This window comes from Janthinobacterium lividum (genome assembly GCF_011601275.1).
Classification (GTDB): Bacteria; Pseudomonadota; Gammaproteobacteria; order Burkholderiales; family Burkholderiaceae_D; genus Janthinobacterium; species Janthinobacterium lividum_E.
Window position 1 is genome coordinate 302,135 of the sequence record NZ_JAAOLY010000005.1, and the last position, 18,541, is coordinate 320,675.

Annotated in this window: 21 protein-coding genes; 7 read left to right on the forward strand and 14 right to left on the reverse strand. The window is 61.8% G+C overall.

Annotated elements, in window-relative coordinates; all coding sequences use genetic code 11:
* Positions 1-214 precede the first annotated feature (214 nt).
* The 7 genes from cyoA (at position 215) to GYK42_RS10430 (ending at position 6,983) form a co-directional block, all read left to right on the forward strand.
* Positions 215-1,198 (forward strand): ubiquinol oxidase subunit II, encoded by a 984-nt coding sequence (cyoA, locus tag GYK42_RS10400; RefSeq protein WP_046682726.1) that lies wholly within the window; start codon positions 215-217, stop codon positions 1,196-1,198.
* A gap of 84 nt (positions 1,199-1,282) precedes the next feature.
* The gene (gene cyoB / locus GYK42_RS10405; RefSeq protein WP_046682725.1) at positions 1,283-3,286 is read left to right on the forward strand and encodes a cytochrome o ubiquinol oxidase subunit I; all 2,004 of its coding nucleotides are present in this window, start codon (positions 1,283-1,285) and stop codon (positions 3,284-3,286) included.
* On the forward strand, positions 3,279-3,917 hold the full coding sequence (cyoC, locus tag GYK42_RS10410) for a cytochrome o ubiquinol oxidase subunit III (RefSeq protein WP_034788486.1): 639 nt from the start codon (positions 3,279-3,281) through the stop codon (positions 3,915-3,917). The genes cyoB and cyoC overlap by 8 nt, the downstream gene beginning before the upstream one ends.
* Positions 3,914-4,300 (forward strand): cytochrome o ubiquinol oxidase subunit IV, encoded by a 387-nt coding sequence (gene cyoD / locus GYK42_RS10415; RefSeq protein ID WP_034748058.1) that lies wholly within the window; start codon positions 3,914-3,916, stop codon positions 4,298-4,300. The genes cyoC and cyoD overlap by 4 nt, the downstream gene beginning before the upstream one ends.
* On the forward strand, positions 4,297-5,124 hold the full coding sequence (locus GYK42_RS10420; RefSeq protein ID WP_166447441.1) for an SURF1 family protein: 828 nt from the start codon (positions 4,297-4,299) through the stop codon (positions 5,122-5,124). Before cyoD ends, GYK42_RS10420 begins: the two co-directional genes overlap by 4 nt.
* Positions 5,108-6,457 (forward strand): ATP-binding protein, encoded by a 1,350-nt coding sequence (locus GYK42_RS10425; protein ID WP_034748064.1) that lies wholly within the window; start codon positions 5,108-5,110, stop codon positions 6,455-6,457. Before GYK42_RS10420 ends, GYK42_RS10425 begins: the two co-directional genes overlap by 17 nt.
* Complete coding sequence (locus GYK42_RS10430) at positions 6,447-6,983, forward strand: response regulator transcription factor (RefSeq protein ID WP_099377157.1); 537 nt, start codon at positions 6,447-6,449, stop codon at positions 6,981-6,983. Before GYK42_RS10425 ends, GYK42_RS10430 begins: the two co-directional genes overlap by 11 nt.
* Here GYK42_RS10430 and GYK42_RS10435 read toward each other — a convergent pair whose 3' ends face one another.
* From GYK42_RS10435 to GYK42_RS10500, 14 genes are all read right to left on the reverse strand, one after another.
* Entirely contained in the window at positions 6,984-7,355 is a 372-nt protein-coding gene (locus GYK42_RS10435; protein ID WP_166447442.1) for a hypothetical protein, read from the reverse strand. It lies immediately after the preceding gene.
* 168 nt (positions 7,356-7,523) lie between these two features.
* On the reverse strand, positions 7,524-8,096 hold the full coding sequence (locus GYK42_RS10440; protein WP_166447443.1) for a hypothetical protein: 573 nt from the start codon (positions 8,094-8,096) through the stop codon (positions 7,524-7,526).
* A 40-nt stretch (positions 8,097-8,136) separates the two neighbouring features.
* A complete protein-coding gene (locus GYK42_RS10445; RefSeq protein ID WP_166447444.1) occupies positions 8,137-8,622 on the reverse strand; it encodes a GNAT family N-acetyltransferase in 486 nt (161 codons plus the stop codon).
* A 2-nt stretch (positions 8,623-8,624) separates the two neighbouring features.
* Positions 8,625-9,269, reverse strand: a complete 645-nt coding sequence (locus GYK42_RS10450) for a hypothetical protein (RefSeq protein WP_240943540.1) — start codon at positions 9,267-9,269, stop codon at positions 8,625-8,627.
* Positions 9,270-9,325: 56 nt separating this feature from the next.
* The gene (locus tag GYK42_RS10455; RefSeq protein WP_166447445.1) at positions 9,326-9,691 is read right to left on the reverse strand and encodes a hypothetical protein; all 366 of its coding nucleotides are present in this window, start codon (positions 9,689-9,691) and stop codon (positions 9,326-9,328) included.
* Positions 9,692-9,717: 26 nt separating this feature from the next.
* Positions 9,718-10,521 carry a phosphonate ABC transporter, permease protein PhnE gene (phnE, locus tag GYK42_RS10460; protein ID WP_166447446.1) on the reverse strand — a complete coding sequence of 268 codons (804 nt, stop codon included), beginning with the start codon at positions 10,519-10,521 and terminating at the stop codon, positions 9,718-9,720.
* A complete protein-coding gene (locus GYK42_RS10465) occupies positions 10,518-11,354 on the reverse strand; it encodes a PhnE/PtxC family ABC transporter permease (protein ID WP_166447447.1) in 837 nt (278 codons plus the stop codon). The genes phnE and GYK42_RS10465 overlap by 4 nt, the downstream gene beginning before the upstream one ends.
* A complete protein-coding gene (locus GYK42_RS10470; RefSeq protein ID WP_166447448.1) occupies positions 11,348-12,160 on the reverse strand; it encodes a phosphonate ABC transporter ATP-binding protein in 813 nt (270 codons plus the stop codon). The genes GYK42_RS10465 and GYK42_RS10470 overlap by 7 nt, the downstream gene beginning before the upstream one ends.
* A gap of 127 nt (positions 12,161-12,287) precedes the next feature.
* Positions 12,288-13,160, reverse strand: coding sequence for a putative selenate ABC transporter substrate-binding protein (locus GYK42_RS10475; RefSeq protein ID WP_166447496.1), 873 nt, complete (start codon positions 13,158-13,160; stop codon positions 12,288-12,290).
* 35 nt (positions 13,161-13,195) lie between these two features.
* Positions 13,196-14,260: a selenide, water dikinase SelD gene (selD, locus tag GYK42_RS10480; RefSeq protein ID WP_166447449.1), complete on the reverse strand. Its 1,065-nt coding sequence runs from the start codon at positions 14,258-14,260 to the stop codon at positions 13,196-13,198.
* 45 nt (positions 14,261-14,305) lie between these two features.
* Positions 14,306-15,397 carry a tRNA 2-selenouridine(34) synthase MnmH gene (mnmH, locus tag GYK42_RS10485; RefSeq protein WP_166447450.1) on the reverse strand — a complete coding sequence of 364 codons (1,092 nt, stop codon included), beginning with the start codon at positions 15,395-15,397 and terminating at the stop codon, positions 14,306-14,308.
* A gap of 90 nt (positions 15,398-15,487) precedes the next feature.
* Positions 15,488-16,300, reverse strand: a complete 813-nt coding sequence (locus GYK42_RS10490; protein WP_166447451.1) for a hypothetical protein — start codon at positions 16,298-16,300, stop codon at positions 15,488-15,490.
* Positions 16,297-17,382 (reverse strand): HBL/NHE enterotoxin family protein, encoded by a 1,086-nt coding sequence (locus GYK42_RS10495; protein WP_166447452.1) that lies wholly within the window; start codon positions 17,380-17,382, stop codon positions 16,297-16,299. Before GYK42_RS10495 ends, GYK42_RS10490 begins: the two co-directional genes overlap by 4 nt.
* Before the next feature lie 52 nt (positions 17,383-17,434).
* Complete coding sequence (locus tag GYK42_RS10500; protein ID WP_166447453.1) at positions 17,435-18,526, reverse strand: hypothetical protein; 1,092 nt, start codon at positions 18,524-18,526, stop codon at positions 17,435-17,437.
* Positions 18,527-18,541: the final 15 nt, after the last annotated feature.

Consider the following 18,541-nt stretch of genomic DNA (forward strand, 5'->3'; position numbering starts at 1 on the left):
GATCGTCTCCAATATAGTTTCGAGTTCGGCCAACGCGTAACATACCCCGGGTGTCTCACGCCCGGAGTAGGACTATTCAATAGATAGCTGTAGGAAAACTCCGCAGCCACCCAGTGAAAATCCGAGCAAGGGGGTGGACAAAACGTCCAATTGCCAACGCGCTCCAGTGAGAATACAGTACCATATCTTCATCCCCTGTACTGGACTTTCCTGTATGTTTTCATTAAAAGTTCGTCGCGGACTGCTTCTTTTACCTCTCGCATTGTTGGCTGGTTGCAATACGGTGGTACTGAACGCGTCTGGTGACATCGCAGTTCAGCAAGGCAATCTGATTGTCATCTCGACATTGCTGATGCTGTTGATTATCGTTCCGGTAATCGCCCTGACCCTGCTTTTCGCATGGCGCTATAGAAAAAACAACACCGCGGCCAAATACGAGCCGGACTGGGACCACTCGACTCGCCTCGAGCTGATTATCTGGGGCGCTCCCCTGTTGATCATCATCGTGCTGGGCCTGCTGACCTGGATCAGCACCCACACCCTCGATCCATACCGCCCATTGAGCCGTATCGACGCCAACCGCCCAATTCCTGCCAGCCACAAGCCGATGATCGTCGAAGTCGTGGCCCTGGACTGGAAATGGCTGTTCATCTACCCGGAGCAAGGCATCGCTTCCGTGAATGAACTGTACGCGCCTGTCGATCGTCCGATCCGCTTCAAGATCACCGCGTCGTCCGTCATGAACTCGTTCTTCATCCCCGCACTGGCAGGTCAGATCTACGCCATGCCGGGCATGGAAACGCAGTTGAATGCCGTCATCAACAAGCCTGGTGTCTACAAGGGCTTCTCCGCGAACTACAGCGGTGCCGGTTTCTCGGGCATGCGCTTCAAGTTCCACGGTGTCAATGATGCGGACTTCGACAAATGGGTGGAATCGGCACGTGCCGGTGGCGGCGCGCTGAACCGCGACGACTACCTGTCGCTGGCCCAGCCTAGCGAACGCGATCCGGTGCGCCGCTACAGCGCCGTGCCTAACGACCTGTACAAGGCAATCCTGAACCGCACCATCGTTTCCGACGCCCTGTGCGTGACGCCGGTCCAGCCATATAAGTTGACGATGGCAAATAGCCCGGTAGCGGCCGTAACGGCAGTAGTCGCTAGCGATGCAGTGGTTGAAAAGGGCGTTCAAGCCAAGTAACAACTGCATGAATCCCGCAGCGCATTGCGCTGCAGATACTGGCGCCGTTTGCCTGGCGCCTCCCTTTTTTCTCTGAGAGTAACAATGCTAGACCATATTGATCTGACGAAGCTTATATTCGGCCGTCTGACTTGGGATGCAATTCCATTTCACGAACCTATCCTGCTGGTGACCTTTGCCATGGTTGCCCTGGGCGGTATCGCACTCGTTGCGGCACTGACGTATTTCCGCGTCTGGGGTACCCTGTGGCGCGACTGGATCACCAGTATCGACCATAAAAAAATCGGTATCATGTACATGATCCTGGGCCTCGTCATGCTGCTGCGCGGCTTTGCCGACGCGCTGATGATGCGTACCCAGCAGGCTGTTGCCTTTGGCGACAATGCCGGCTTCCTGCCACCACATCACTACGACCAGATCTTCACCGCCCACGGCGTGATCATGATCTTCTTCGTCGCGATGCCTTTCGTGACGGGTCTGATGAACTACGTGGTGCCGCTGCAAATCGGCGCGCGCGACGTGGCTTTCCCATTCCTTAACAACTTCAGCTTCTGGATGACCACCATGGGCGCCGCCCTGGTCATGGCTTCGCTGTTCGTCGGCGAATTCGCCCGTACGGGCTGGCTGGCATATCCACCGCTGTCGGGCATCGTCGGCAGTCCGGACGTGGGGGTAGACTATTACATCTGGTCCTTGCAGATTGCCGGGGTCGGGACGCTATTGTCCGGTGTCAACCTGATCGCCACCATCGTCAAGATGCGCGCGCCAGGCATGACCTGGATGAAAATGCCCGTCTTCACCTGGACCGCACTGTGCACCAACATCCTGATCGTCGCCGCGTTCCCGGTACTGACGGCTGTGCTGGCCATGCTGTCGCTGGACCGCGTTGCAGGCTTTAACTTCTTCACGACGGAACTGGGCGGCAACGCCATGATGTACGTCAACCTGATCTGGATCTGGGGTCACCCTGAGGTCTACATCCTGATCCTGCCACTGTTCGGCGTGTTCTCGGAAGTCGTCGCCACGTTCAGCAGCAAGCGTTTGTTCGGCTACGCCTCGATGGTGTACGCCACCTGCGTCATCATGATCCTGTCGTACCTGGTATGGCTGCATCACTTCTTCACCATGGGTTCGGGCGCCAGCGTCAACTCCTTCTTCGGCATCACGACGATGATCATCTCGATCCCGACGGGCGCGAAGATCTTCAACTGGCTGTTTACCATGTACCGCGGCCGTATCCGCTTTGAACTGCCCATGCTGTGGACGATCGGCTTCATGGTCACCTTCACCATCGGCGGCATGACCGGCGTGCTGCTGGCCGTACCACCAGCTGACTTCGTGCTGCACAACAGCCTGTTCCTGATCGCCCACTTCCATAACGTGATTATCGGCGGCGTGGTCTTCGGTGTCTTCGCTGCGATTAACTACTGGTACCCGAAAGCCTTCGGCTACAAGCTCGACGTGTTCTGGGGCAAGTGCTCGTTCTGGTTCTGGTTCGTCGGCTTCTACCTGGCCTTCATGCCGCTGTACGTGCTGGGCCTGATGGGCGTGACCCGTCGTGTCAACCACTTCGAAGATCCATCGCTGCAAATCTGGACCATCATCGCCTGGTTTGGCGCCGTCTCGATCGCACTGGGCATCGGCTCCATGCTGATCCAGTTCTTCGTCAGCTACCGCAACCGTCACGCACTGCGCGACGTGACCGGTGACCCATGGGGTGGCCGTACGCTGGAATGGTCGACGTCGTCGCCACCGCCAGACTATAATTTCGCCTTCACGCCACAAGTGCACGAACTCGATGCATGGACTGACATGAAGAAACACGGTTACCAGCGTCCGACGTCCGGTTTCACGAAGATCCACATGCCGAAGAACACCTGGGCTGGTTTCGTGATCGCCGCGCTGAGCGCACTGGTTGGTTTTGGCCTGATCTGGCAAATGTGGCTCGTCGCCAGCATCGGCTTCGTGATCATGATGGTCACCATCATCGTCCATACCTTTAACTACAAGCGCGATTACTACATTCCTGCGGAAGAAGTGGTCCGTACCGAAGACGCTTATACTAAATTGCTGAGCAGCCATGTCTGATACCATCGCCCATAACACCGGCGCCGCTGGCGCCGCACCAAGCACGCGCAGCTACTTTGTGCGCGAGCACCACCCGGAAAACGGCAGCCTGCTGGGTTTCTGGCTCTACCTGATGAGCGATTGCCTGATCTTCGCCTGTCTGTTCGCCACATACGCCGTGGTCGGCCGCAGCTACGCGGACGGCCCGACGGGCGCCGCGCTGTTCGACCTGCCGCTGGTGGCCGTCAACACGGCCATGCTGCTGCTGTCGTCGATCACCTACGGCTTCGCCATGCTGGCCATGCAGCGCAAGCAATTGCGCAGCACCCTCGTATGGCTGGGCATCACGGGCCTGTTCGGCCTGGCCTTCCTGTCGCTGGAAATGTATGAATTCATTCATCTGATCCACGAAGGCGCCGGCCCGCAGCGCAGCGCGTTCCTGTCGTCGTTCTTCGCCCTGGTCGGTACCCACGGCTTGCACGTGACGTTCGGCGTGATCTGGCTCGTGACCTTGATGTTCCAGTTGAACAAGCATGGCCTGACCCCGGAAAACGGCCGCCGCATGATGTGTCTGTCGCTGTTCTGGCACTTCCTGGACGTCATCTGGATCGGCGTCTTCACCTTTGTCTACCTGATGGGAGTGCTGCCATGAGCGACCACCACACACACGGCGATAGCCACCACCATGACAACCACGATCATGGCAGCCTGAAAAGCTACACGATCGGTTTCATCCTGTCGGTGATCCTGACGGCCATTCCGTTCTGGCTGGTGATGACGAAAGCCATCACCAACTCGGGCACCATGGGCCTGGTCCTGCTGGCGTTCGCGGCTGTTCAAGTGGTGGTACACATGGTGTACTTCCTGCACATGAACACCAAGTCCGAAGGCGGCTGGAACATGATGGCGCTGATCTTCACCATCATGATCGTGGGCATTGCCATGGCCGGTTCCCTGTGGGTCATGTATCACATGAACCACAACATGATGCCGGATCTGATGCCTGAGTACATGCATACGAAAACGGCTCCATGATGAGCAACACGCGCCCAAGCAACACCGGGCGCGCCCCTGGCGCCGCATCGCAAGATGCCGCGCCAGGCCCACGCGGCATGGTCGTGCGATATGCACTGGCCTTGCTCGCGGGGATCTTGTTTGCCGGTTTTTGTGCCCTTGGCACCTGGCAAGTCAAGCGCCTGTTCTGGAAGCTTGACCTGATCGAGCGCGTCGAACAACGCGTACATGCGCCCGCAACGGACGCACCTGGACCCGCAGCCTGGGCCAGCATCACGCAGCAAACGGACGAATACCGCCATGTGCGACTCTCCGGTACCTATCTCCCCATTTTCAATACCCTGGTGCAAGCAACGACGGCACTGGGCAGCGGTTACTGGCTGATGACGCCATTGCGTCTGGCCGATGGCAGCACCGTGCTGGTCAACCGCGGCTTTGTGCCGAAACGGGAAAGCATCGCCGCCAGCACGCCGGCCGGCGTCGTGCACGTCGACGGCTTGCTGCGCGTCAGCGAAACGGGCGGCGGTTTCCTGCGCGAAAACAGTCCCGCCACGCAGCACTGGTATTCGCGCGACGTGGCCGCCATCGGCGCTTCGCACATGCTGACCAACGTGGCGCCATATTTTGTCGATGCGAAGGCAAAATCGGAAATGGCCAGTGACGCTCCCGTCGGCGGACTGACCGTGATTTCCTTCCATAACAACCATCTCGTGTACGCCTTGACGTGGTTCGCCCTGGCCCTGATGGTGGCCGGCATCACGTGGTGGCTCGTGCGCGAAGACAAGCGCCGCCGCGCGCGCCGCGCCAGCGGTGTTCAAGAGAGCGACCATGCCGGGCAGGATTGAGATCCTGCCCAACCGCGAAGTGTTAGAGCGCGGTGCGGTGGCGGCCGAGATGGAACATCCGGCCGGCCACCAGAACATGAAGCTGCTGATCCAGCTGCGCTGGCTGGCCGTGATCGGCCAGATCAGCACGATCTTCGGCGTGGGCGTGGGACTGGGCATCGCCTTGCCCGTGCCTTACATGCTCGAAGTGCTGTCCTGCCTCATCGCCTTTAATTTAGCCAGCCTGCTGCGCTGGCACGAACGCCAGCCCGTCTCCAACACGGCCCTGTTCCTCGCCTTGCTCGTCGACGTCACCGTGCTGACGGCCCAGCTCTACCTGAGCGGCGGCATCAGCAATCCGTTTGCCTTCCTGTACTTACTGCAAGTCATCCTCAGCGCCGTCCTGCTGGAAGTGTGGTCGACGTGGATCATGGTGGCCATTACGAGCCTGTGCCTGGCCGGCCTGGCCTTGCTGCCCGGCCCCTTGATTCTGCCGATCGACCCCGAGCGGGGCTTTTCCAGCCTGTACGTGCAGGGCTTGCTGATCTGTTTCATCCTGAACGCCGCCTTGCTGGTGGTATTCATCACGCGCATCAACCGCAACCAGCGCGCCGGCGACGCCAAGGTGGCGGACTTGCGCCAGCGCGCGGCGGAAGAAGAGCACATCATCCGCATGGGCTTGCTGGCATCGGGCGCCGCGCACGAGCTGGGCACGCCGCTGGCAACACTCTCCGTCATCCTCGGCGACTGGCGCCGCATGCCGGAACTGAGCAAGAACAGCGAATTGCTGGAAGAAATCACGGAAATGCAGGCCCAGTTGCAGCGTTGCAAGAGCATCGTCAGCGGCATTTTATTGTCGGCGGGCGAGGCGCGCGGGGAATCTTCCGTGAAAACGACGATCAATACCTTCCTCAACGACCTGGTCGACGAGTGGCGCACCAGCCGCCCGATCCAGGGTTTCGAGTACGATAACCGAATCGAACACGACGTGCCCGTCGTCTTCGATTCGACACTGAAGCAAACCATTTGCAATGTGCTCGACAATGCGCTGGAAGCGTCGCCCGAGTGGCTGCGTTTCGAAGCGACGCGCGAAGCGGACGCCTTGCACCTGGTCATTACCGATGCGGGCCCCGGCTTCGAGCCATCGATGCTGACGCACTTGGGTAAACCGTATCAAAGCAGCAAGGGCAAGCCGGGCGGCGGCCTCGGTTTGTTCCTGGTGGTCAATGTCGCGCGCACCCTGGGCGGCACGGTAACGGCGCGCAACAGGGTGCAGGGCGGGGCGGTGGTGCACCTGGCCTTGCCGCTGGCAGCCATCAAACTGGAAAGAGAAAGCGACCACCATGCAGGATGACCGTCTGTTACTGATCATCGAAGACGACGCCGCGTTTGCCCGCACCCTGGGCCGCTCGTTCGAGCGGCGCGGCTACCAGGTCATCCTGGCCACCAATTTCGACGAAGCGAGCGCCTTGCTGGAACAGCATTGCCCCGACTACGCCGTCGTCGACCTGAAACTCAATGGCAACACCTCGGGTCTGGCTTGCGTGCAGATGCTGCACCAGCACGACCCGGAAATGCTGATCGTCGTGCTGACCGGCTACGCCAGCATCGGCACGGCCGTCGAAGCCATCAAGCTGGGCGCCTGCCAGTATCTGGCCAAGCCGTCGAACACGGACGACATCGAAGCGGCTTTCGGCCACGTGGCCGGCAACGCCGACATCGAACTGACCAACCGCGCCACCAACATCAAGACCCTGGAATGGGAACGCATCCACGAAATGCTGGCCGAGACGGATTTTAATATTTCGGAAACGGCGAGAAGGCTGGGCATGCACCGGCGCACTCTGGCGCGCAAGCTGGAAAAGCAGCGGGTGAAATAATCACCGCGCAGTTTGGGTGTCGTCGAACGTCAGCTCGACAACGCTGTCGTCGCTCCAGTCCTGCTCGCGCAACGGCGGCGTGAACGACGTTACACTGAAGGGCACGGGCGCGCTTTTGCCGTTGTAGCTGATCGTCGCGGCCGTGATGCGCCGTGGTTCGGAAAAGCTGTAGGTTCCCTTTTGCGATACGAGGTTGCAGGGGCCGCCCAGTGCGCCCATCGCCGTGCGCATGGCAAATGGCAAGGTGTCCTTGTCGATGGCCCAATGCACTTCGCACGCCAGCCGCAGGTCGCCCAGGCGGCGGACGGTGTCGCTGGTGGCCGCGCTCCTGACGTAGGGAATCCACCGGACCGACCCCGCCTTGCGGTTCACGCTCAGCTCGGCCTTCTCATACAGCGGACCTTGCTCGACGGGCAGGGCGAAAATATTGCGCTCCCCCGCATGAGTGTAGAAAAAAACACAGGCGCCAGGAAGTTTTTAAGACAGGATGTCAATCGGGATGAATGGAATGCGTGAAATCGCGTTTATCCGGATTCGCGCTCAATGATCTGCGGCTTGCACGGCGACGCCCGACGTGACCAGGACTTCACGTTCATAGGCGCCCAGATGGCCATAATGGCCTTTGGGACTGAGATAACCGACAATATGCACGCGCGGCTGCTCATAGTTGGAATTGGGCGCCACCAGGCCGACGTCCCGCCACGCAACGCTGCCGAAGGAGTTGAACCACCAGGCGCCGGCGTCACCGTCCAGGTCACTAGGGACCGGCTGGAAAACGCTTCGTTCAAAGCCCCGCGACCAGACGCCATCGCGCTCGATGGCACGGTAGCCATAGCCTGCCATGATATTGGCCCGTTCGGACGGATGATCGCGCCAATAGCGCTGGCCATTCACGTAGGCGTCACGCATGGCGGCCGATTGCGTCACGATCCCGCCCGATGGATGGGTCAAGCCTTGAAAGAACCACTGCGCGTAGTCGGCTGGCGGTGTCGGTAGTGGCGTGTCCGCCGCCTGTGTTTGAGCAAACGCATGGGCGTATTCAAGAACGATATCCGGAATATTCACTGCGCTCGCCTTGCCGGCAAGGACAGTCAATAGCAGGAGTGTCGACATAGATCGCAGCATCGCTTTGCACCTCTCCATTGGTTAATACTTATGCGGGCGCCAGCCACTCCATCTTCTGCACGTGGATATGCGGATGGCTTTCCAGCGCTTCCCATTCCGGTAAAAAGACAAAGCCCTGTTTCTGGTAAAACGCCGCCGCGCGCGCATTCTCCGGCGCCACGTCGAGCACCAGGCGTGTGTGGCCATTGCTCACGGCGCACTGTTTCACGGCGTCGACCAGGCTTTGCGCGACATCCCGGCCCCGATATTCCCGATGCACCCACATGGCGATCAGATGACATTCGCCGTTGCCGGCCACCACTTGTGCGGCCAGGCCGATGGACTGTTCTCCATCAAAGGCGAGGAAAAACGTGCGCTGTGGCGTGCTGGTGGCGCGCTGCTGCCAGTCGGTATCGGAAAAACCGGCCGCGCTGGCGTGGCTGGCGCCAAAGGCCGTGGGCGCGTCGAGCAGGGCGGCCAGGCGCGTGGCCTTCAAGGCTGGCCAGTCGCTGGCGATGGCGGAGCGTATACGCATGCTCAATTGAAGACGATCGCCGTTTTATGCGCAATGCTGAGGCGGCATGCCTCATAGGCCGCCAGCCAGGCGACCAGTTCGCGTTCCAGGCCGTCTTCCGCGTCGATGCGCGCATTGATGCGCGCCGCCTCTTCATCGCTGAGCTCGTCGCCCAGCAGGAAAATGCCCAGTGCGGGCGCGACCCTGACGAGTTCAGCGCGCAAGCTGTACGAGGAACCCAGCATGCCGCCCAGCAGCGCGTGTTCCTCATCGGCAAAAATGACCTGCTCGAAGACGAGGGGGAAATAAAAGCCCTCGCAGTCGGAATGGCAGATCAGGTGGCTGCCAAAGTCATCCTGCGCGGCCTCGAGCACCGGATCGCCCGTTGCATCCTCGTTTTCGGCCAGTGGCGTGGCGCGCCATTGCGCATCCAGGCGCGCGTGGGCGTAAGCGCGGCGCAGGGTGTGCAGAAAGCTGTATGGAAAGGAATCGAGCATGGCGCGCGAGTCCAGTTGCGGCAGCGTGGCCGGTTCGCTGTGCTGTGGCAACCCCGCCTTTTGCAGCAGCAGATTGGCTTCCTCCAAAGCGGTGACGAGCCACTGTGCGCCTTCCGGGTCTTCTTCCAGCAGGTCGGCAAGGGCGCCGACCGAAATTGCCAATCCCATCATGAACTCCTCTAGTTGCAGCTGCGCATCAGTCTAAACCATTTGCCTTTGATCATCATTTACGATTGGTCCCACACTTCTATGGTCAGCAGTTGACCAGGCTCACATGCGGCGATGCGCTCCTGGTGCACGGTAATGCAGCCGGGCCAGCCCGTCAGCTGGCCCTGTGGAAATTCGCCATCCTGTGCCTCGGCGATGCCCGCCTGCAGCAGGGGCACGACGACGTCCGCCAGTGCCGTGTAGCGGTTGGGAAAGCCGTTGAACGATAGCTGGGTCGCCTTGCCTTGCTGGCATAGTTGCGCGATCCAGTCGGTGCCGAACAGGCCCGCTTCCCAGGTGGCGAGAAAAGCGTCCTTGTTGACTTTCGTCATGTCGGCCATTTGCTCCGGTGTTTCTGTCGAGATAATGGTCCACCAGCCTGACATGGGTTTTCCTTATGAAAAATGAAAAATTAACGGGTCATGGCGCGGCGCAGCAGGTAGCTCAGGCCATCGACGGCGGCCACCATCAGCAGCATGGCGACGATGACGGTGGCGGCGTTTTGCATCTGGAACAGCGACAGGTGATATTTCAGCATCTGCCCCAGGCCGCCCGCACCGACGACGCCGAGGATGGCGGCGGCGCGGATATTGTTTTCCCAACGATACAAAGTGTAGGACATCATTTGCGGGCTGCACTGCGGCAAGGTGGCGTACAGGAAGACCACGGCGGGGCGCGCGCCATTGATGCGCAAGGTGGCGGCCGGCAAGGGCGGGCAATTTTCAAACGCATCGGCAAACAATCGGCCCAGCACGCCCATCGTGTGCAGGGCCAGCGCCAGGGTACCCGCGAACGGGCCCAGGCCGGCGGCGATCAGCAAAATCGAAGCCCACACCAGTTCTGGTATCGAACGCAGCACATTGAGCACGGTGCGCGTGGCGCTGCGCGCCACATTACCGAAGCGGCCGCTGGCGGGCAAGGCCAGCAGTGCGCCCAGCACGGCGGCGATGACCGTACCGATGGCCGACATGGCCAGGGTCTCGAAGGTGGCCACGCCGACTTTCATGAGGAAGTTGGGTGCCAGTTCGGGCGGGGCGAAGCCGTGCAGGAAGTCGGCGCTCGTGCGCACGGCGTCGGCGCTGAAGAACTCGCCCCATTTCAGAGGCAGGGTGGCGAAGCTGGCGATGGCCAGCAGCAGCAATCCTGCCAGCAAGGCCCAGGTCGACCAGCGCACGGGCGCAGGCGCGGGCATGGCGGTGAAATGCGGATGCGTCATGCCAGCCTTCGGCGCAGCATGGCGGACACGGCGTCGGCGCCCGCCACCAGCAGTACGAAGACCATCAGCATCGTGGCCAGTTCATTGCCCGCCATCATTTTCATCGATTCATCCATGCGCTGCCCCAGGCCGCCCGCACCGACAAAGCCCATGACGACGGAGCCGCGGATCGCGCATTCCCAGCGGTAAATCGTGTACGACACCAGTTCGGCGGCCGATTCGGGCAGCGCGCCGTACAGCAAGGCTTGTAATCTGCCGTTGCCGTTGTGGAGCAGGGCGTTGCAGACGGACGCATCCGACGATTCAAGGATTTCCGCGTAGACCTTGCCCAGCATGCCGCAGTAGGTGAGGGCGATGGCGATCACGCCCGCCGTCGGCCCCAGGCCGACGATGCGTACCAATAACAATGCCCAGACCAGTTCCGGCACGCTGCGCAGCAGCACCAGCAAGGCGCGCACGGCGTGGCGCACGCTGGCGGCCAGCGGCGACACTCGGCCAGAGCCGATGCGCGAAATCGACAGGCGCTCCGTCACCAGCAAGGTCAATGGAATGGCGCCCAGCATGGCCAGCGCCATGCCGGCCGTGGCCATGGCGATAGTTTCCCAGCTGGAAATAGCCACCAGTTGCAAAAATTCCAGCGAATGGGCGGGCGGCACGAAGCTGGCGATGAATTGCCAGGTGGCCGCCAGGCTTTGCGCATCCCATAAAATCCACGGCTTGAATTCGGCCTGCATCAGCATCGGCCACAGCACGAGCAGCACGACGGCCGCGCCGGTCAGGCGGCCGCGCCAGGCGGGGTCGCGGGGTATGGCGGCGTCGGCGCTCTTCAGCAAAGGGGCCTCGCGGCGTCCAGCTGCGTTTCCACGGCCTCGAATTGCGGTGCGGGATCGGCCTTGTTGCGGTACAGCTCGACGATCATGGCGTCGCTGACCTCGCTGCTGGGCGCATCGAACACGATCTGGCCGTCGCGCAGGGCGACGATGCGCGTAAAGCAGGCGCGGGCGATTTCCACCTGGTGCAGGCTGCAGATCAGGGTAGCGTTGCGTTCCGTCGCTTCGGCCTGCAGCACATGGATCGTCTGCAAAGCCAGTGTGGGATCGAGCGCGGACAAGGGTTCGTCGACCAGGAACACTTCCGCGTTCGACACGAGCGCGCGGGCCATGCCGCAGCGCTGGCGTTCGCCGCCGGACAGGCGGTCGACACGCGCATACAGTTTGTCTTGCAAATTGAATTTGCCGAGCGCTTCCCACGCGGCGCGCGGGTTGACGGGCGCCAGCAGCGAGCGGATGGCCGTCCACAAACTCCATTGCGGCAAGCGGCCCGCCAGCACGGCGTTGACGACGCGCTGGCGCGGCGGCAGCGGCGGCGTTTGCGGCGCCAGGAACAGGCGCGCGCGCAGGGCGTGGCGCTCGGCGTTGGCGATCTGCCAGGGTGAGCTGCCAAGGATATTCAATGTGCCCGATTCCGGGCGCAGCGCGCAGGCCAAGGTGTGCAGCAAGCTGGTCTTGCCGGCACCGGAAGGGCCGATCAGGGCAATCTGTTCACCTTGGGCCACGTCCAGGTTGAGCTCGCGCAAGGCCAGCGCATTGCCGGCAGCGCCCGCGTGGTGGACGCTGACCTTGTGAAGTTGGAATGTCATGCTTGTGAAATCGGTAGGTCGGATTAGGCCGGAGGCCGTAATCCGACAACATTGTTGGCATTATTGCTTGTGTCGGATTACGCGGCTTTGCCGCTAATCCAACCTACGGCAAACGCGTCGGTGTCAATTATTTCAACAGCTTCGCATCGCGCGCAGCCGCTTCGATATCCTTGTAGTTCTCGGCCTTGGTCGGGATGAACTTGGTGGCGCGCTGCAGTTCGAGGATTTCCTTGCCTTCGGCCGTGGACGGGTCCAGCGCCAGGAAGGCGTCCGTCAGCTTCTTGCGCACGGCGGGGTTCATGTCGGCGCGCACGCTCCAGTTGTAGTCGTAGTAGCCGGGCGTCGTGTAAAACACGCGCACTTTGCTAGGATCGACTTTTTTCGCTTCGACCAGTTTTTCCCACACGGAGATATTCAAGGTGCCTGCATCGACCTTGCCACCGGCCACTGCTGCCACGGTGGCGTCATGCGCGCCGGAAAACGCGATGCGTTTCATGTCCGTGTCCGGGTTGATCTTGGCGGCCAGCAAGTAGTAGCGTGGCATCAAGTGACCCGAGGTCGACGATTCCGAACCGAACGTGAAATTTTTGCCTTTCAGGTCGGACAACTGGTTGATGTCCTTGCTGGTGGTCACGAACACCGAGCGGAATTTCGTGTCTTCCTCGCGCTGCACCAGCGGGACGATCTTGCCGCCGCTGCGCACGTTCGCTTGCACGAAGGTAAAACCGCCGAACCAGACCATGTCGAGCTTGTTATTGATCAAGCCTTCCACGGAGGCCGCGTAATCGGTGACGGGCGTAAATTCCACCTTCATGCCCAGCTTTTTCTCGAGGTAGCTGCCCAGCGGCTTGAACTTGCGCTGCAATTCGGTCGGCGCTTCGTCGGGAATGGCCGATACGCGCAGCACTTGCTGCGCTTGCGCCAGGCCGCTGTGGATGGCCAGGGTGGCGGCGACGGTGGCCAGGATGGCGGGGAACTTGCCAAATGAGTTAGAGAACATGGTCATGGGAGTGCCTTTGCAAAAAAATTTGTTCATTAGATGACGGAAACCCCGGTCGTGCCTTCCTGCATCTCACCGATGACGACGGCGTCGGCAAAACCTTCGGCACGGAAAATCGCCAGCACTTGCTCGACGGCTTCCGGCGCGCAAGCCACCAGCAGGGGGCCGGCCGTTTGCGGGTCCGTCAGGATTGCCTTGTCGATGGCGCTCAGGCTGTCGGCCAGCGCCACTTGCGCGCCATATCCCTGCCAGTTGCGGCCGGATGCGCCCGTGATGTTGCCGTTTTGCGCCAGTTGCTGCACTTGCGGCAGCAGCGGCACATCATTCATGGCGATACGCGCCTGCAACTTGGCGCCGCGCGCCAGTTCCAGGGTGTGGCCCAGCAAGCCGAAGCCCGTCACGTCCGTCAGCGCATGCACGCCATCGAGCAGGGCCAGCTTCTTGCCCGGGGTATTCAATTTGGTGGTGTTGTCGATCAAGGAGGCGTAGCCGCCCGCATCGAGCGCATTCTTCTTCAGCGCGGCCGACAAGATGCCCACGCCGATCGGCTTGCCCAATACCAGTTTGTCGCCGGCGCGCGCGCCCGCGTTGCGCTTCACTTGCGACGGGTGGACCAGGCCCAGCACGACGAGGCCATAGATCGGTTCGACGGAATCGATGGTGTGGCCGCCCGCGATGGGAATACCGGCCTGGGCGCAGATGGTTTCGCCACCCTTTAAAATCAGGCCGATGGTTTCCACGGGCAGCTTGTTGATCGGCATGCCGACCAGGGCCAGGGCCATGATGGGCGTGCCGCCCATGGCGTACACGTCGGAAATGGCGTTGGTGGCGGCGATGCGGCCGAAGTCGAACGGGTCGTCGACGATGGGCATGAAGAAATCCGTCGTGGCGATCAGCGCCTGCTCGTCGTTGAGCTGGTAGACGGCCGCGTCATCCGAGGTTTCTATGCCGACCAGCAATTCTTTCGGCAGGGGAAAGCCGCCGCTGCCTTTTAAAATATCGGCCAGCACGCCCGGCGCAATTTTGCAGCCGCAGCCGCCGCCATGGGCAAATTCGGTCAATCGGATCGGTGTATTGGGTGTTGCTGCGCTATCGGACATGGTCTTCATCCTGCTGAAATAAGTAATTAGGTGGCAAGCCAGGCATCACGCGGCGCTGGCCCTACGGTTGCCGCCGACGATAGCACATAATGCGCGTGCGGCTTGCTCAAAGGCATGTTCTGAAATGTCGGGCAGCACCAGCGGCGTCGCCTGGGCGTAGCGGCTGAAGTTGCGGGCGATCGATTGCCGGTAGACGGGGTCATAATGCTGGACCAGCAGTTCTTCCACCAGTTCGGCCATGCGCCCAGAGGTGGCCAGTTGCTGCCAATGGGCAATTTTCTCCTTGCCATGCAGCTGCGTCAACAGGGCCAGCTGCACGTTCAGGCGGGCCGGCTCGCCGACGAAATGCGCATAGTCCTGCATCAGCAATTGCACGCGCTGGTCCGTGGCCAGGAGCACGTCCGTGCAATCGGCCGCACGCATCTTTTCCATCAGCGCATCGGGCACGCGCAAACGGCCCACTTTCTTGCTTTCCGACTCGATGAACACGGGCTGCTGCGGGTCGAAAGTGCGCAGTTGCTGCCACAGCGCGCTTTCAAACGCTTTTTGCGATGGCTGGTCTTCCTCGGGCAAGCCGCCCAGCACGGAGCCGCGGTGGGCCGCCAGGTCTTCCAGGTCGATCACTTGCGCGCCTTGCGTGTCCAGCACTTGCAACAAGCGGCTCTTGCCGCTGCCCGTGGGGCCGCACAGCACGTTGATGAAGTCGAAGCGCTCTGGCAGGGTGGCCAGCTCGGCATTCACATGGCGCCGGTAATCTTTGTAGCCGCCTTCAAGCTGCGTGACGGGCCAGCCGATGCGCGCGAGAATGTGCGCCATGGCGCCGCTGCGGTTGCCGCCGCGCCAGCAATAGACGAGCGGCTTCCAGTGCTGCGGGTGGCCGAGGAAACCATCTTCGATATGCCGCGCGATATTCTTCGCCACCAGCGCGGCGCCCAGCTTCTTCGCCTCGAAGGCGCTCGTTTGCTTGTACAGGGTGCCGACGCGCACGCGCTGCTCGTCGTCCAGCACGGGCAGGTTGATGGCGCCCGGCAAGTGGTCTTCCGCGAATTCGGACGGGCTGCGCACGTCGATGATGGCATCGAACTCGCTCAAGCGGGGCAGGATATCGCTGAAAGGCTGAACTGCGGGGTATTTCATCGTGGCGCGGGTGCTGGCAAGGGGAAAGACGTATTATCCCCGATAAACGCCCATGCCGTCAGTCCCTGCAAGCAATGTACCTCAGGCGGCTCAAGCCGCATCCGTGCCCAGGGTGGCCAGTTCCGTGCTGGCTGCCGTCGCCATCAGGGCAATGACGACGGTGGCGTCGCCCGCGTCCAGGTCGCCGCTGACTTCGAGCAGGTCGCTGACGAGAAAATTGACGGCATTGCGCACGCCCGAAATGCTGGCGGCGAGACTCTGGCAATCCGTGCCCAGTTGCTGGCACGCTGCCTTCATGCCATTGAAGGCGCCGATCTGGCCGTTCAGGCCGGCGATCTGGCCTTGCAGGTCGCTGACGTCGGACTTCCATTTCAAGTATAGGCCCAGCGCCACGGCCAGGCCGACCAGGCCGAACGGACCCAGCGCCAGCAGATAGTAATAGCGCTTTTGCGCCGCATCGAGTTCGCTTTGCGCGTCGCCCAGTTGTCCCTGCAAGGCCGTGACCTGGCTTTGCAAGCCCGCTTCGACACCGGCAAGCTGGTTGAAATAGCCCATCAATTGCGCCGTTTGCGTCGTCAGCGTGCCGGCTGTGCCGTTGGCCGCGCCTTGCAGTTGCCGTGCCTGCTGCTGCAGGGCCGACATGGCCGCCTTGATATCGGGCAGTGGCGCCTGCGTCGACAGCATGCTTTGCACTTGCGCCAGTTGCGGCGTTGCCGTCTGAACGAAGACGGCAACAGCCTGTTGCAAGGCGCGCGTTTGCGCCAGCATGGGCGAGAGCAATCCCGTGCAGCCGGCCTGGATCTGTTGGGCGGCCGGCGGCAAGCCACCGAGGGCCGCGATCTGCTGCTGCGCGGCCAGCAGGTTGGCAATGGTTTGCGTCAGCAGGCCGGCCATGGCGCTCACGCCGCTGCGGCAACGGCCGCTTCGCCCACCGTCTGGCCCTTGGGCGCGACGATGCTGGTGACGCCCGTCATCTGGCCCTTGATCGTGGTGATGTCCGTGGTGACGGCTTGCATTTCCGTGTTGGCGGCCGTCAGGAACAGGGTGCGGATAGTGTCCGTGTTTTGTATGCCTTGCTGCAGGTCGCCGATCAGGCTGCCCAGGTCGCTGCTGAGGAATTCCCACGCGTTTTCCATCTGGGTAGCCGATTGCACGGCTGCCTGCACCTGGTTCGACAGGCTGGCATAGCCGCTGCTGATGCCGGTGGCCAGCTTGACTTCGGCCGTCAGCGACGCTTCCTGTCCCAGCAGGGTCGCCTTTTCATCGTTCAGGTTTTTCAGCGTGATGGCCGACGCCACTTCGCCGCCTATGCCGGCGGCCACGACGGCAACACCGGCCACCACCAGCGGCGTCGACGTGCCTGCCGTGACGAAATCGGCCACGCCGCCGACGACAACCATGAAGGTGCCGCCCACGATGGCCAGGCCGCTCAGCACGGTGCCGGCAATGGCGCCGTCGATCTGCCCCTGGATGGTGCCGAGCTGGCTGTTGATGGAGCTGAGTACGCCATTGTCGCCATTCACGGCCGCGTTCAAGTCGCTGACGGTGGTGGCGAACGAGGCAGAATCCGTGGTCAGGTTGTCGTGCAAGGTCTGCAGTGCGCTGACGACGCCGTTCGCGGCCGTCTGGTATTGCTGGGATTGCTGTTGCAGCGCCGTCAGAGTGGCGATCCACTGCGCCTCGGTCGAGCCGGTTGGCAAGGCCGTCAGCACGGCGTTATTGAGCGCATAGTAATTACCGATATTGGCGATGTTGGCAATGATCGAGGGCTGGATCACATTCAGGTAGGCCGTGGCGTGGGTTTGCGCCTGGCCCAGGCCATCGTTGATTTGAGACTGGTATTTCAGCAAATTGGCATCACCCGAAAAATCCACGCTGGGCTGCTCGTTGATGCTGTTGGCGTAGGTTTGTATCAGCAGCGCTTGCGAACATTGCGCTTTGTTGGCGGTGCTGATGCCTTGTGCTGCCTGGTTTTGATTCGACATGCGCGGCTCCTGGTCGGATGGATTGTTATGGGGACAAGCGGTGGCGCGCCGTTCAGGAGGCGCCTGTCATGGCTTGCTCCAGCGGCGCCAGGCTGGCGGCCAGCAGCTGCCACGCCGTGTTGGCGTAATCGAGCTGCCCGCCCAGCGTTTCGGCGTCGGCATTGCTGGCCATGCCGGCGACGGCATCGGCAAAGGCGGCCAGGCCGGCGCTGATCCCTGTTGCCGGCGGTGCTTGCGGCGACTGGCCCCAGTCCTCGGCCAGCACCTGGGCCGTATCGAGTGCGCTGTTGAAGGCGCTCGTGAACTGGCTGTTCTGTACCTGCACCACCTTGGCCACGGCCACCAGCGCATCGGCGCCGGCCAGCTGCTGGTAGGCGCTGGCCAGCAGGGCATTGTTGGCGTTCAGGGCCGCGCGGGCCTGGGCCGTCTCGGCCACGCCCTGTTCCGCCGCATCGATGCCTTGCACCACGAAGTCACCCGATGGCGCGGTCTTTCCATTGCCTTGGGCATCGCTGATCGTGGTCATGGTCTTGACGATCAATTCCGTCACTGCAGCGCCCGTCTTGTTGGCGCCGGCGACGATATCGGCGATATTCGTGTTGATGGCGGCTTTCAGCTGGTCGATGCTGGCCGATGACGCGCTGGCTGCGGCGCCCAGGGTGGCGATGGTGGCGGACAGCGCCGTATTGAAGCCCGCGTTGAGCGGCGCCAGTTCGCTTGCGATCACGCGCATGTCGCCCGTCAGCGCCTGGGCTTGCTGGTTGATGTGTCCCGACTGCACCGCCAGCTGCCGGCAGACCTGCGCGATGTCGGCGCGCGTGGCGCCATCCAGCACCGCTTGCGCCAGCCGGGGCCGTTGCAGCTGGTAGGCGGCGTCCCATAGCGCGGCAAAGGCCGTTGCCTGGCTCAGCAAACCGATGTAGGAAGGCAGGATGCGGTCGCCGGCGGCCATCGCGCGGCTCTTCATTTGCGTCTGGAACTGGCTGACCTGATAGGCCAGGCCGGCATCGGCTTGCGCGTCAAGGTCGAGATTGGCCTGCTGCTCCAGCAGATCGGCGGCCGTCTGGGTAAACAGGAGCTGGTCGCTGGCGGAAAAATAGTCGACTTGCAAGGCTTGCGGCCCTGGATTGGATGTGCTTGCCATAGGGTTTCCTGGATA

Bases quoted from the DNA above. Each gene is read 5' to 3' on its own strand.
- cyoA (WP_046682726.1), top strand. From the start codon at position 215: ATGTTTTCATTAAAAGTTCGTCGCGGACTGCTTCTTTTACCTCTCGCA.
- cyoB (WP_046682725.1), top strand. From the start codon at position 1,283: ATGCTAGACCATATTGATCTGACGAAGCTTATATTCGGCCGTCTGACT.
- cyoC (WP_034788486.1), top strand. From the start codon at position 3,279: ATGTCTGATACCATCGCCCATAACACCGGCGCCGCTGGCGCCGCACCA.
- cyoD (WP_034748058.1), top strand. From the start codon at position 3,914: ATGAGCGACCACCACACACACGGCGATAGCCACCACCATGACAACCAC.
- GYK42_RS10420 (WP_166447441.1), top strand. From the start codon at position 4,297: ATGATGAGCAACACGCGCCCAAGCAACACCGGGCGCGCCCCTGGCGCC.
- GYK42_RS10425 (WP_034748064.1), top strand. From the start codon at position 5,108: ATGCCGGGCAGGATTGAGATCCTGCCCAACCGCGAAGTGTTAGAGCGC.
- GYK42_RS10430 (WP_099377157.1), top strand. From the start codon at position 6,447: ATGCAGGATGACCGTCTGTTACTGATCATCGAAGACGACGCCGCGTTT.
- GYK42_RS10440 (WP_166447443.1), bottom strand. From the start codon at position 8,096: ATGTCGACACTCCTGCTATTGACTGTCCTTGCCGGCAAGGCGAGCGCA.
- GYK42_RS10445 (WP_166447444.1), bottom strand. From the start codon at position 8,622: ATGCGTATACGCTCCGCCATCGCCAGCGACTGGCCAGCCTTGAAGGCC.
- GYK42_RS10450 (WP_240943540.1), bottom strand. From the start codon at position 9,269: ATGATGGGATTGGCAATTTCGGTCGGCGCCCTTGCCGACCTGCTGGAA.
- GYK42_RS10455 (WP_166447445.1), bottom strand. From the start codon at position 9,691: ATGTCAGGCTGGTGGACCATTATCTCGACAGAAACACCGGAGCAAATG.
- phnE (WP_166447446.1), bottom strand. From the start codon at position 10,521: ATGACGCATCCGCATTTCACCGCCATGCCCGCGCCTGCGCCCGTGCGC.
- GYK42_RS10470 (WP_166447448.1), bottom strand. From the start codon at position 12,160: ATGACATTCCAACTTCACAAGGTCAGCGTCCACCACGCGGGCGCTGCC.
- GYK42_RS10475 (WP_166447496.1), bottom strand. From the start codon at position 13,160: ATGTTCTCTAACTCATTTGGCAAGTTCCCCGCCATCCTGGCCACCGTC.
- selD (WP_166447449.1), bottom strand. From the start codon at position 14,260: ATGTCCGATAGCGCAGCAACACCCAATACACCGATCCGATTGACCGAA.
- mnmH (WP_166447450.1), bottom strand. From the start codon at position 15,397: ATGAAATACCCCGCAGTTCAGCCTTTCAGCGATATCCTGCCCCGCTTG.
- GYK42_RS10495 (WP_166447452.1), bottom strand. From the start codon at position 17,382: ATGTCGAATCAAAACCAGGCAGCACAAGGCATCAGCACCGCCAACAAA.
- GYK42_RS10500 (WP_166447453.1), bottom strand. From the start codon at position 18,526: ATGGCAAGCACATCCAATCCAGGGCCGCAAGCCTTGCAAGTCGACTAT.